Origin of the sequence: Bradyrhizobium sp. SZCCHNGR1005 (genome assembly GCF_032489995.1) — a bacterium.
Classification (GTDB): Bacteria; Pseudomonadota; Alphaproteobacteria; order Rhizobiales; family Xanthobacteraceae; genus Bradyrhizobium.
Window position 1 is genome coordinate 394,169 of sequence record NZ_JAUEZC010000006.1, and the last position, 12,287, is coordinate 406,455.

The following is a 12,287-nucleotide window of genomic DNA, read 5'->3' on the forward strand; positions in this document are numbered from 1 at the left end:
CGGTTGTGAAATTGGCTGCCGGGGCGGTCATCGTCGGTGCCATCGTGGCGCTAGGGGCGGTTTGGTACGTGCGCGGTCCCGGTCCGCTGGCCTTCACCGGCGGCAAGAATGTCGCGTTGACGGACTACAGGGACGGCGATCCAACCGGGGTGCCTGCCGATATGAAGCAGGCCAGCCTCCTTGAGCGCGGCAAATATCTCACGGAGGCAGCGGACTGCGTGGTTTGTCACACGGCGCCGGGCGGCAAGGAATATGCGGGCGGCTTCGCCTTCAAGCTTCCGTTCGGAACGATGTATTCGACCAACATTACGCCCGATCCGGAGACGGGCATTGGCAAATACACCGACCAGGAGTTTCTCGACGCGATGCATCGGGGCATCCGCCGTGATGGTGCCCGGCTTTATCCGGCAATGCCCTACACGTCCTACACTTATGTCACCGTCGCCGACGCGCTCGCGATCAAGGCCTACCTTTTCAGCCTTGCGCCGGTGCGCGCGGTGCCGCCGGAGAATACACTGTTGTTTCCCTTCAATCAGCGCTGGGCCATGACGTTCTGGTCGCTGGTGTTCAATCCTGACTCACGCTTCCAGCCTGATAGTTCGCAGAGCTTCAAATGGAACCGCGGTGCGTACCTGGCCGAGGCGCTGGCGCATTGCGGCGAATGCCACACGCCGCGCAATATTGGATTCGCACTCAACAATCGAGAAAAGTTTGCCGGAGCCTCGGTGGCCGGCTGGCGCGCCTTCAATATCTCGTCCGACAAGGACACCGGTCTCGGCGGCTGGACCGATGAAGACATCGCCCTTTATCTCTCCGCCGGGCATGTTCCGGGTCACGGCACTGCATCGGGACCGATGGGCGAAGCCGTTGATCACTCCTTCAACAAGATGGCGAAGGCTGATATCGAGGCGATGGTCACGTTCCTGCGAAGCGTTCCGCCCAGCACTTCACGCGATTTTTCCGTAAAATCGGCGCCTGCGCCGGTCTCCCACAAGGACGGCGTGACCGCAAACCTGCTTGGCAAGAAGATCTTCGAGGGCGCTTGCGTAAGTTGTCATGGCTGGGCTGGGGAGAGCGCGGTTTCACGGTTCGCGACGCTGACTGGAAGTGCCGCCGTAAACGATCGGAGCGCGACTAATGTGGTACAGATCGTTATTGGGGGTACGAGGCGCCTGACCCCGGACGATGCGCTGTCGATGCCCTCTTTCGGTCGTGCGTACTCCGACGACGAGATTGCCGCGGTCGCCAACTACGTCACCGCCCGCTTCGGAGCCAAGGGCTCGTCACTCACGGCTCGTGATGTCGCCGGTTTGCGAGCACAGGTCTCGAACTAGTGGTGTCTCATTGATGGCCAGATAGTCGCTCCAGAGACGTTGGTTGAGAGGCAAGTCGTCAGGGCTTTCGAAGCCCGTCATGGACGTTGGGATTTGGTTTGGCAATCTTACTCTCGGACAATACGATAGAATAGGACGAAACCGACAGCGAGTCTTTGGCAAGTGCGGCCTCGCGGCCGCCGCCTCTTGGTTCTCGAATTGCAGTTGAGAGACGCCCCTGAGCGTGAGGCGGCGACAGCCGAGATATTGAGGGGTGATCGCAAGTTCGCCCGCTGGTGTTGGCCCCATCTTCGCGGCGAGCCGAGCGTCCAGAGTCTGACAGCCTTCACACGGTCTTTTAGCCGGGTCTAAGGCTGCCTTCTGCCTTGCCGGCCGAGACGCTTCCGGCATCTAACCGACGGTCTGGATCGGCGCCTAGTCGTGTCGGTCCGCTCGATGAATAGCGAACATGCAGGATCAAGGATCCTCAGCATATGCGTCCTCAAACTACAAATTTTTACCTAGATTAACTGGTCTGCTCCACCCGACAGCCTAAAGTTTGGACGTACCCGCGGGATGTCGCGGCGCTCATGAGTCGGCTAAAGAAGTAGACTGACATCACTTGCACTTTATGCAGGGCTTCTGGAAGCGGCCTATGAACAAAAGTGTCTTTCCACGGCGACCCGCTGCGAGTTGCTGAGCTTCGCGAAGTTTGGCAGCGAACGACGAGGTCGGTTTGGTGCCTCTGCACACTAAGGTAGGAAATCATGACTGTGCATGTTCTGTTTGTCGTAAGCAACGCGGCGGTGATAGGTCCGCACAATCGTAAAACAGGCTTCTTTTTCGCCGAGGTCGCGCATCCGTTCGATGTTCTTGACAAGGCAGGTATCGCCATTGAGTTCGCTTCTTTGAGAGGCGGATGGACGCCATATGATGCCTACGACGAGAAAGATCCCGCGGAGAAAGCCTTCATTGAAAGTAAGGCATTTCGCCGCTTGAACCGCAGTCGCAAACTTGCGGAGGTGGATGCTGCGGATTTTGATGCCATCTTCGTGCCGGGCGGTCTTGGACCAATGGTCGATATCCAGCGCAACCCTGTCGTTCAAAATACAGTCGTGCGCGCTTGGAGTACGGGAAAGTTTGTGACTGCCGTTTGTCACGGTCCGTGCGCGCTTCTCGGTGTTGACCTCGGCGATGGCAAGCCGTTCGTGCAAGGCAAGAAGCTCACTTCTTTCTCGAAGAAAGAAGAGTACGACTACGCGCGCGAAGACGTTCCGTACGAATTGGAAGATGCCCTGCGGGCAAAGGGCGCCGAATATACGTCTGTAGCGAACTGGGAACCTCACGTTGTTGTCGATGGACGCCTGATCACTGGCCAGAATCCCGCGTCGGCCGGGCTCCTCGCGAAGGAGCTCCTGACAGCACTCAGAAAATAAGCAGCCAAGCACAGCTTGGCTGCTCCTGAGGTGGCAGTCGCTCAAAACGTGTGTTTGAACAATGCCTTCAAAGATTGCTGCTATTCTGATCACTCATCCCGGCAAGAGCCTTGAGCTTAGAGAGTTGCTTGTCGGTATGGCGCCGCAGTGCAAGGCAGAGCCCGGCAACCTGCGTTGGGACGTTTGCTGCGATAGTCTGGACGATCATCGTTACGTCCTTGATGAGCTTTATCAAGATGTCACTGCGGTCGAAGCTCATCGTGCCTCGCAGCACTACCAAGCCTACTTGGCCAAGGTTCCGAAACTAGCCGAACGTACGGCAGTAATCGCGGAAGTCATGGACGTGAGATAATCGGGATTGAGGAACGACCTGGGTCGTACCGAATGAAGGAGCTGCCATGCGCCTTTCTTGCGTGACTCTCATCGCGTTGACCATGGTAAGCGCACATCCCTCGTTCGGAGAGTCCACGGCTTCCGCTTATGAACCGGGGGCACCGCCCGCTCATTGTTGCACGCCAACGCCAGGCGGCAGCGTAGGCGCTTTAACCGTTCATTACCGTACGGCCACCATCAGCGGTGTGAACGTGTTCTACCGCGAAGCCGGGCCAGCAGATGGGCCCGTCGTTCTTCTTCTGCACGGCTTTCCGACATCCTCACATATGTTCCGCAATCTGATTCCGGGTCTGGCCGACCGATACCGTGTCATTGCGCCGGATTACCCCGGCTTCGGGCAAAGCGATGCGCCGGATCGCAACCGCTTTTCCTATAGTTTCGCGAACTATGCCGAGATGATCGATGCCTTGCTTGATCAAATCGGGGCGAAACGCTACGCCATGTACGTCATGGATTATGGCGCACCGGTTGGCTATCGCATCGCCATTAAGCATCCAGAGCGCGTGACTGCCCTCATCATCCAAAACGGCAACGCTTACGAAGAGGGATTGCGGGACGCCTGGGACCCGATCAAGGCGTATTGGAAGGAAGGAACGGAGGAGCGGAGGGATGCGCTTTTATCCCTCGTCTCTCTCCGCGCGACGAAATTCCTATACACCGACGGCGTCCGCGATCTGACGCGCATAAGTCCTGACAACTGGGTGCACGACCAAGCGCTGCTGGACCGTCCCGGCAACAAGGACATTCAGCTCGACCTGCTCTACGATCACGCGACCAACATCCCGCTTTATCCCGCGTTCCAGGCCTTTTTCCGCGAAAGGAAGCCGCCCGCTCTAATCGTCTGGGGCAAGAACGACAAGGTCTTCGCTGAAGCCGGCGCACATTCCTATTTGCGCGACTTGCCAGACGCCGAGTTGCACATCCTCGACACCGGTCACTTCGCACTTGAGGACCAACTCGACGTGATGGCGCCGCTGATCAGCAACTTCCTCGACCGAACGATTGAACGACGCTGACGCAAAACTTTCGCACGAACCCGACGGTAGCCGATTTATCACGCCTAGATGCAACCAACCGGGAAGAAAGCCTGATCAGCATCGAAGCAATCTTGAACGCATTTGCGTTCCTCTATGGCCAGCCAACTCGGGATTGGTCATTTGAGTTTGACGTCCGAACGTCGCGCGTAAAGCGGTGGACGGGGCATGCGGCGCCTAATTCGCTCGTCGGGAATATCGAAATCCGCCGCGGCGCGTTTGGCTTGGCGATACCAGCAGAAATACCAGCAAAGCGGACAGCTGCAGTGGGTTTTTGCTCGTATTTTCAATGCATCACGAAAGTTTTGCGAGAAATCGGGAATCGAACCAGTGACTTAACTTATTGTTATCATTACAATTTTTTCCGTGGTGCCCCTGGCCGATAACAGCCTACTACCATAAGTTTTTGAATAAAAAGGAGATTCTGCCATCGACTTCTACTTATACCAGCGGGAATACCAGCAAACTGGCGTGCAGCATTAGCTGGCAAAAACAATGGTTGCCCTCGTCAGTGAGGCGCGGGCGTCGAGCTCGGACGCATCACGCATCGATTTCCTGACCGAGGCGTGCCGAGCCAGGATCGAAGGCCTGCGTCGGGCTCCCGATGATGAGAGTCTGCAACACCTATTCGATGATATTACTCAGGAACTGGCGGAATCGATAGGTTGTAGCCAGCCTTGAGAAATCAACTCTCCTGGGAAGCGGATCATCGAAGACTAATAGCTGAGCGGATCGAAACAGCCGTGGCGGGGGAAGAGGTGGGCGACAGTCAGACCGCAGATGTTGATGCTGCGGCCAGCTCCTGATCAATCCTCTCTTTGGACGTTACTACCGGCCTGCCGCCGTCAAAGCAGACGAGTTCGACCGACACGTGATTCTGCATAGTCGCACCTTATTGGCACATACAATCAACGTGCAGGAGATAGCTCAACTACGACAAGAGGCTGTTTGGGCCGATATGCGTCAGAGCAGAGAGAACGGTTGGGCGGCCGGACCAGCGTCATTCTGGATGCGGGTACCGATCACATTCGCGATATGTCTCATTTTCTCTTCGGTCAAACCAGAGCGTTGTTTGTTGAACGTTCGCTTCCGCTGTTATGCGCGTATTTGAGTCGAGGAGGAATATTGGCTTCGCAATTGATGGTGCCCAGCGGCTCAAGCCGCCCCCGCCTAACGGCGTTCGCCGGCAGATCGACATATCTCGCGGATTCTAACGAGTCGGATATCTGACCGATACTGTCAGAGTTGACAGGTCGTTGGTTGTCTCGGCCAGCCTGGAGCTTCGGCTGTGGCTCTCACCTCGGTGTCCGCTCTGTCGTTGCCTCTGACACCATTTTTCCGGTATAGACGTGAGCATAGCCGGAACGCCTCCGCCCAAAAACCGCGTGGTCCCTTTTTCTGCATCTCATCGGGCGGGGAGCGGTTTCTCCCGCCTGAAGGGTTGGTGTTAGATGCAAGTTAAACAAGATCGAAAATCGGTAGCTGCGCGTCTCATGATTAGCGCGCGTGCGGCATCGGCCGCATCGGGCCCTCGTGAACCGAGCCGCGTTGCGTCTCGGCCTTTGGCTTCGGTCCCTCGCGCAGGAAGCAGATAATGCAGACAATAATGTGTCGCTCGCCGGAGGCACTCGCTCGCGGGCCCCGCAGGCATTTGCTGCCGGCGTCGCTATCATTGTCCGGCGTTCGGGTGCCTTGTTAACCGGTCTCGCGACTGCACTCGGTCCCGGGTCCCGCCGCTATGCGTCGGCGCTATGCTGACCCTCCTGCGGGTGCCTTTTTTGATTCTCTCATCTTATCTCTTGTTTTCACATGTGCCGACTTGCTCAATGTTCCAACGCTTGAGATCTAAGTGGCGCTGCCCCTCGCGTGCGCCAGGGTAAAGCGCCCGCTAGCGCCGCCCCGAGCGGTGTCCCCGGTCTTCGGTGCTTTCGAACGGGCGTTACTCACGCTAGCCCGTCTCCAAATACGGGCCATGATCTGTCCGATCTGCGCTATCTGCCGCGGCAGATGAGGCTGTGCCGCGTCCCCCTTGTGTTGGCGAGCCGATCGAGCCATGGGCATTGATCGTGTCCGGACTTGCCGTATCGAGAACGCTATCGGGCGAACAATTCTGGCCGTCGCCGTCGTTTCCTGATGCGAAGATGCGCGGGGTCGCTTGGTTTGTCCGGTTCGTCGTTCTTGCTTTTGATGCACAGACGTTGGCTTCTTCCTCATCGATCCCGCCGTTTTCCAATGCTGTGGCGGGTGTTGGCAGCCATGGTCATCGCCTCAGTCCGGGCATGGGCTCGTGTCCAACGCACCCTCGAATGGCTGATCAGGCCCGAGGGACGGCAAGGGCCTCGATCGCCTTCCCGCAACAGCTCACGCCTGCTTTTTTCCCCTGCCGCCAAGCGGCGGCATTCCTCGCGGAAGACAAAAAAGCAGGCTTTCGCCGTCCTCCGCTGGCGCTCCGGGCCTGGCGGCTGCGGGCCGATCGCTCCCCGGGCCAAGGATCGCCATCGAGGCTGCGATGGGCGCGGCCCGAGCAAGAGACAGACGGAGATGAACATGGCGACCATCGGCACTTTCACCGCTTCGGACAACGGCTACACCGGCTTGATCAAGACGCTGACGCTGAACATGAAGGTCAAGTTCGCGGCCTCCGAAAAGGACAACGACAAGGCTCCCGACTACCGCATTTTCGCTGGGGCCACCGAGTTCGGCGCCGCTTGGAAGAAGACCGCCCGCGACAGCGATCGCCAATATCTCTCGGTCAAGCTCGATGATCCGAGCTTCCCGGCCCCGATCTACGCCTCGCTGGTGAAGGTCGAAGGCGACGAAGACTTCACCCTGATCTGGTCCCGCCGCAGCGGCGATTGATCGACCCGGATCATCGGCCTCGCCTCCTCGGAGGCGGGGCTTTTTTGCGTTGCCTGCGCAGCTTTGAAGGGAGTCACAAGAGCATCTTCTGCCTCAAAAGGGAGGCGCGCGGCCGCGGATTCGCGGCGCACCTTGAAACCGGTTCGAGGCGCCGAGTGGCGAATTGCTCGAGCTTTGGATGCGCTTTTGTTGGCGGATCATGAGCTCGAGCGCCACCTGCGCTATCGACTGATAGCGCTGGATTCGACTTGAAAGCCGGCGCCAGCACCCCCTTCGGATGCGAAACCGAGCCGCTGTCCGAGCGAATAATCTGAGCCGGATCGCGAGAAACGCGCGGTGACGCATACTTTGAAGCGTTCCCCAACCGCCATTTTACGCGGTGACCGGTGCTCTGCCGCAAGGCCTGGCTCCTTCGCCCGAAGGGGACGATTCCCTGCCTATGGCGCAACGACCTATGGCAGCCGTCCCCCATCCGAAACCCTCGCACGCCTCCTTTTTTCCCCGCCGGTAAGCCGGCTCCTCGCGGCCGCTTCGCTGCGAAAAAGGAGCGAGCTCGGGTGCGCCGCTGCGCTTCGCCCCAAGGGTTCGGCTGCCGGCCGGCCGCCATGACGGTCTCGCCATCGCAGGGCATCGGCCCTGCGGCACCGAGGAGACAGACCATGACCGCGATCGGATTCGTGACCCGCACAACTCACGGCGGCTTCAGGGGCCAGCTCAAATTCCTGCCTATCTGCGCCGACATCGACATCGTGCCCAACCGCGATAAGTCCGGCGATAACCCGCCAGATTTCCGCATCTTCACCCAAGGGGTCGAGGTCGGATCCGGTCGGATTTTGATCGGCGAGGGCCGCGGAACGGACTACATCAGCCTGTCACTCGCAGCACCCGGCCTGGGAGGCCGCAAGCTCTGCGCCAACCTTGGTCGAACGGTCGGCCTCGGCGGTGACGGTGGCTTCTTCCTGATCTGGAATCCTGTCGACTAGGTCAAATATCGGGCTCCCACGCGTCGCGTGGGAGCCCTTTCGTGCCTCACGGAAATCCGGTTTTGCATATCGCAGGCTAGTGTAAGAGCGCCCTCAACTGGGCGCACGTCGAGGGGCGAGCGCGGCTGAACAGCCTGCGAGACGTCCCCATTACCGTCGAAGAAATGCACTCGCGCCGATCGGAATTTTGCCTGCAGCTGAAGAGTCTTTCGAGAGCGTTTTCTCGTCGTTCCGATGCAGAGATTCTGCTCCATCGTCATTGGTATTTGCGCAAATTCATGGACAGCAGAAACGCTGGAATTGGTGGCTTGGATACGCGCCGGGCGGTCGATTTTTTGCGTGCCTCGTGGATCAGTAGATGCGGTTGTGGCAAGATGAGGAAGGTTTAGCGAGTAGCAAAGAGCAGAGGGAGTGATCGCAAGATAAAAGTACTGGCGCCTAAGGGCGGCTAAGTGATTGTCTGCACATCCAAGAGTTGGCGACACCGCTGAATGCGACGTCGCCAATTGCGGCCTATGCCAAGGCTCTCCTTCATTGATTGCGTCTGTCTCTTGATGGTAGCTCGCTAGCTTCTCATATCCGCGGTCTTCCTCAAGAAGATCTTGCGTCACGCGCGGCGTTGACGACAAATTCGAGCCAAGCTCGGTCAGATCGACAATCGCAAAGCCAGGAAGGCAACCGGCGACTTCGTTGATCGCGCTGCGTGGCGGAAAAGGCGGCGCCAGTTCGCATTGTGCGTCGAGCTTTTTGGGCGACGGATCGCTCGCGGATACGCGCAGGGTGCGGTGCTTGCCGGGCGGGGAAGCCAGGGGACCGCACCGGGCTGTATCAAGGTCCGTATTGTGCGCACCAGGGAGAGTGATCTTGGCTGCTCGGTCTCGAGCGTGATGCCATGGCGCCGTCGATCTACATCGCCGTGAGGGCAACCTTTACCCGCTGGATAGAAATCTCGAGCGCTCGGAGGAACGCGCGGAGTTCGTGCCGGCTGGCCTCCTCCATGCGGAGATTGTCGACGCTAAGAGCTGCTTCAACCAACTCTATGAGGGAAACCCCCTCGGATTCGCGGCCAGGCGTGCCGTGATCGCCGTCTGGTAGCTGAGCATGGACGACGACCTTCCCGTCGATCGTCATTCGAGCGGAGACTTGCAATGGAACGAGTTGAGCTACCGTAGTGGCCGCGATTTCAACGATAGCGGCGGGGACACCTGTCTTCTTGCATCGGTAGCCGAAGCGGTATGCGTGCCCGGCACAATCGTGCCCTGGGAGTTCAATGAAAGGTTCGAGATCAACCGGCACAAGCTTCTCCTCTTTGTTGAGTATACTCAATTGATGAGTTTACTCAACAAGAAGCATCTCGTCGTCGATGGACGAGATGAAGCAGATTGTGGCTCGGAACTTGAGGCGTCTTCGCCACGAGAGAAAGTTCAGCCAGGAAGAGCTTTCGTTTCAGGCGAAAGTCGATCGCAGCTACATCAGCCAGCTGGAAACAGGTGTCTACAGCGCATCAGTTACGATGTTGGCAAAGCTGGCGAAGGCTCTGGGCGTTGAGGTCAGCGAGCTATTGAAGCGATAAGGCGGCGGAAGGGCCTTAGCAGTGCCTAGAACGATCGCCAAGCCAACAATGCCCGACGCTCCAAGGCTCACTACGATCCGCCCCACGGTTGTTGAGGTATATTGGCGGTGGTTTGTTGTCAGGCGCCGGCGGGCCCGAGCTAGGGCGACGGTTCGCTCAGGCACCGCGGGCCCCCTGATCAGCAGTTGGCATCCTGATTAACGGGGTTCGAATCCCTCCCTCTCCGCCATAATAAAACGGCTTCGAGAAAGCCCCGAAAAACAAGGCGCAACTGCACGCCAGAGGTCTCTGGTGTAGCCCCAGGGTGTAGCCCCTGGGGTGGTTCCAATTTGCCACGCCCGATGGCCAAAAACAACGTCGTCAGACCCGACCGCGTGGTCCAAGCTACGGCTGCAAACTCGATGTCGAGGCGGATATGACCTACCCGCACCCACGATTTGGTCGAACGAGGTTCGACGACGCGCGATCGCTGAGACGCTGGAGGGCATCGGCGGAACCGCCCGGAGTGCCGGGCCGCGGCCGACTAGGTATCGTTCTTCGCGCGACGCAGCGCAGCCTCAATCTTGTCCTTCTGCCGCTCTCAGCAGTGTTCCTCGCGCTGAGTTCGTTTCTCGAGTGCCGCGCGATCGGCCTCATGCTCTCGCCTGGCTGCGTCGAGTGCTGCCTGCGCCTTCGCCACCGGCTTCTCGCGCCGCTGACGCTGTCTCGATAGGGCGGCCTCTTCGCGCTCGCGTTCGGCCTCTCGTTTTTTCTGCACCTTCTCCAAATCCGCTGCGGCCTTCCGGGCGGCCTTGTCGCTCATCTCGGCGGCGGCCGCCTCTTCAGCTTCGAACGACTTCTTTCGCGCCTCTGCTCTGCAGTCTCAGCTTCCAGGTCCGGCAAATCGGAGTGTTCGGCGAAGCGTCCGCTAGACCCTGAGCACGAGTGCCGGCTTTGCCATCGTCGCGGCGACGACGTTGGGGTCGTCCGACTCCTTGGCCGTGCCTTGGTGGAAGAGATCGCTTCCGGCGCCCCAAGCTTCTATGGCCGCCTTCATGGACAGTGCCGCGATTGGGAGATCGTAGAAGCCAACGGACGTCGGTAGGTCTTCAGCCTCCTCGCCATTCGCTTTCTCTTGTCGTGAGCTCAAGCCTTAACCGCGCACTCTGGTTATCCAGAATCTCTCCGCCGTCAGGCGGGTATGCCGATCGAAAATGTACCTAGCTGTACGAAGCTCGTCGCCGCGGTCACCGCGTACGTTGCCGAAGGGCTGGAGCCGACCGCTCTCAAAGGCCAAGCCGACCCGGCCTGGACAAGCGCTCCGCGCCGCCCTGCGGCCCGCGCCGCCTTGCACACAGTCCAAAGCGAGCCCTCGAAAAGGGGGTCAACCATCCGCTCGTACGCGGCGTGTGCCTTTGCGATCAGGGAAGGTATCCGTTTCAGTTCCGTCGTTCAATTGCACTATCTAGCATCTATCGATAGATAGATACGAGAAGTGTCGGAAAAGCGGCTCTCGGTGCCCACCGCACCTGACAAGGCTCTCGTCGGATCAAGCGAGCTTGGGGTGAGTTTCTAGGAAAGCGTGGACGATTAGCTGGTTTTGAGTGCCCATACGCTGGAGCTCAGTTCCTTCGATTGCAAATGACCTGCCACCGAAGTTTCATCCAGCCGCAGCTAGAGTCCCGTTGGGTTGTACGCCGATTGGCGCGGGTGGAGCAACGGGCGGTCGGCGGAGCTGGTCGGGGTTGCGCAGCCGATCGCCCGTTGCGGTGAGGTTGGCGGCATAGGCCGCCGGCGTCTGGTATTTGAGCGAGGAGTGCGGCCGCTCGCCGTTGTAGTCAGCGACCCAGGCAGCGAGCTTCCGCCTGGCGTCGTCGAGACCGAAGAACAGGGTCTCGTTCAAGAACTCGTCGCGCATTCGGCCGTTGATGGGGAAGACGGCCCCGCTCCCTCGGAGCCGGCGATATACTGCCGATGCACGGAACCGCTAACAGGAGCCATAGACCAATGGAAGTCGCGACAATTGGGTTGGACATTTCGAAGCACGTATTTCACGTCCATGCAGTTGACAGCAAAGGCCAAATGACCAGTCGCCAACGCCTCCGGCGAGGCGAGATCGTGTCGTTCTTCTCCTCGATCGAGCCGTGCCTGGTCGGCATCGAAGCCTGCGCCACCGCTCACCACTGGGCACGCGAGATTCAGCGGTTTGGACACGAGGTGAGATTGATTCCGCCTGCCTATGTAAAACCTTACGTGCGGCGAGGAGCCAAGAACGACGCCGCCGACGCGGCCGCGATCTGCGAAGCGGTAACCCGCCCCAATATGAGGTTCGTTCCGATCAAGAGCGTCGAGAACCAAGGCTTCCTGATGCTTCATCGCGCAAGAGGCCTGCTGGTCCGCCAGAGAACCATGGCGGCTTGTGCCATTCGAGCTCACTTCGCTGAGTTCGGAATCATTGTCGGGCAAGGCCGGCAACGGGTGGATAGCCTGGTGGACTTGTTGGATGACGAGGCCCTGGCGCTACCAGCCAATGCTCGTCTGGCACTCGCCGTCCTGGTAAACCAACTGAAGGAATTGGACCAGCAGGTCGAGGCCATCGAGCGTGAACTGGCTCTCATCCAGAGAACCAATCCGATGGCGAAGTTGTTGTCCTCCATTCCCGGTATTGGTCCCATAACGGCCACGGCTCTCGCTGCGACCGTGCCGGACCCGACGAT

Annotated in this window: 11 protein-coding genes and 1 pseudogene; 8 read left to right on the plus strand and 4 right to left on the minus strand. The window is 59.1% G+C overall.

Translation table 11 applies throughout. The features are described from left to right. Positions 1-5 precede the first annotated feature (5 nt). The 6 genes from QXZ85_RS25530 to QXZ85_RS25555 all read left to right on the plus strand — a co-directional run bounded on the left by QXZ85_RS25530 (position 6) and on the right by QXZ85_RS25555 (position 8,018). A complete protein-coding gene (locus QXZ85_RS25530; protein ID WP_315768834.1) occupies positions 6-1,334 on the plus strand; it encodes a cytochrome c in 1,329 nt (442 codons plus the stop codon). Positions 1,335-2,080: 746 nt separating this feature from the next. After that, the gene (locus QXZ85_RS25535; protein WP_315728279.1) at positions 2,081-2,749 is read left to right on the plus strand and encodes a type 1 glutamine amidotransferase domain-containing protein; all 669 of its coding nucleotides are present in this window, start codon (positions 2,081-2,083) and stop codon (positions 2,747-2,749) included. A 136-nt stretch (positions 2,750-2,885) separates the two neighbouring features. Then, a complete protein-coding gene (locus QXZ85_RS25540; protein WP_315728348.1) occupies positions 2,886-3,101 on the plus strand; it encodes a putative quinol monooxygenase in 216 nt (71 codons plus the stop codon). Positions 3,102-3,183: 82 nt separating this feature from the next. After that, on the plus strand, positions 3,184-4,158 hold the full coding sequence (locus QXZ85_RS25545; protein WP_409977476.1) for an alpha/beta fold hydrolase: 975 nt from the start codon (positions 3,184-3,186) through the stop codon (positions 4,156-4,158). 2,565 nt (positions 4,159-6,723) lie between these two features. Beyond that, the gene (locus QXZ85_RS25550; RefSeq protein WP_315728283.1) at positions 6,724-7,035 is read left to right on the plus strand and encodes a DUF736 domain-containing protein; all 312 of its coding nucleotides are present in this window, start codon (positions 6,724-6,726) and stop codon (positions 7,033-7,035) included. Positions 7,036-7,694: 659 nt separating this feature from the next. After that, the gene (locus tag QXZ85_RS25555) at positions 7,695-8,018 is read left to right on the plus strand and encodes a DUF736 domain-containing protein (RefSeq protein ID WP_315728285.1); all 324 of its coding nucleotides are present in this window, start codon (positions 7,695-7,697) and stop codon (positions 8,016-8,018) included. 906 nt (positions 8,019-8,924) lie between these two features. On the opposite strand, the gene QXZ85_RS25560 is transcribed toward QXZ85_RS25555, so the two are convergent. Beyond that, on the minus strand, positions 8,925-9,314 hold the full coding sequence (locus QXZ85_RS25560) for a hypothetical protein (RefSeq protein ID WP_315728287.1): 390 nt from the start codon (positions 9,312-9,314) through the stop codon (positions 8,925-8,927). Between the two features lie 67 nt (positions 9,315-9,381). Here QXZ85_RS25560 and QXZ85_RS25565 point away from each other — a divergent pair, with 67 nt between their 5' ends. Further along, a complete protein-coding gene (locus QXZ85_RS25565) occupies positions 9,382-9,591 on the plus strand; it encodes a helix-turn-helix domain-containing protein (RefSeq protein ID WP_069276524.1) in 210 nt (69 codons plus the stop codon). 580 nt (positions 9,592-10,171) lie between these two features. Here the strand turns inward: QXZ85_RS25565 and QXZ85_RS25570 are convergent. The 3 genes and pseudogenes from QXZ85_RS25570 to QXZ85_RS25580 all read right to left on the minus strand — a co-directional run. Next, complete coding sequence (locus QXZ85_RS25570) at positions 10,172-10,393, minus strand: hypothetical protein (protein WP_315728291.1); 222 nt, start codon at positions 10,391-10,393, stop codon at positions 10,172-10,174. 105 nt (positions 10,394-10,498) lie between these two features. Continuing rightward, complete coding sequence (locus QXZ85_RS25575; RefSeq protein ID WP_315728293.1) at positions 10,499-10,627, minus strand: hypothetical protein; 129 nt, start codon at positions 10,625-10,627, stop codon at positions 10,499-10,501. A 603-nt stretch (positions 10,628-11,230) separates the two neighbouring features. Then, positions 11,231-11,509 (minus strand): annotated as a pseudogene (locus QXZ85_RS25580) (integrase core domain-containing protein); the annotation flags it as partial. A 68-nt stretch (positions 11,510-11,577) separates the two neighbouring features. Between QXZ85_RS25580 and QXZ85_RS25585 the strand changes: the two are divergent. Further along, positions 11,578-12,287: IS110 family transposase (locus QXZ85_RS25585; RefSeq protein ID WP_316168126.1), on the plus strand; the 710-nt coding region annotated here is incomplete at its 3' end.

Coding starts and splice junctions, on each gene's coding strand:
- QXZ85_RS25535 (WP_315728279.1), top strand. CDS start 2,081: ATGACTGTGCATGTTCTGTTTGTCGTAAGCAACGCGGCGGTGATAGGT.
- QXZ85_RS25540 (WP_315728348.1), top strand. CDS start 2,886: ATGGCGCCGCAGTGCAAGGCAGAGCCCGGCAACCTGCGTTGGGACGTT.
- QXZ85_RS25545 (WP_409977476.1), top strand. CDS start 3,184: ATGGTAAGCGCACATCCCTCGTTCGGAGAGTCCACGGCTTCCGCTTAT.
- QXZ85_RS25550 (WP_315728283.1), top strand. CDS start 6,724: ATGGCGACCATCGGCACTTTCACCGCTTCGGACAACGGCTACACCGGC.
- QXZ85_RS25555 (WP_315728285.1), top strand. CDS start 7,695: ATGACCGCGATCGGATTCGTGACCCGCACAACTCACGGCGGCTTCAGG.
- QXZ85_RS25565 (WP_069276524.1), top strand. CDS start 9,382: ATGGACGAGATGAAGCAGATTGTGGCTCGGAACTTGAGGCGTCTTCGC.
- QXZ85_RS25570 (WP_315728291.1), bottom strand. CDS start 10,393: ATGAGCGACAAGGCCGCCCGGAAGGCCGCAGCGGATTTGGAGAAGGTG.
- QXZ85_RS25575 (WP_315728293.1), bottom strand. CDS start 10,627: ATGAAGGCGGCCATAGAAGCTTGGGGCGCCGGAAGCGATCTCTTCCAC.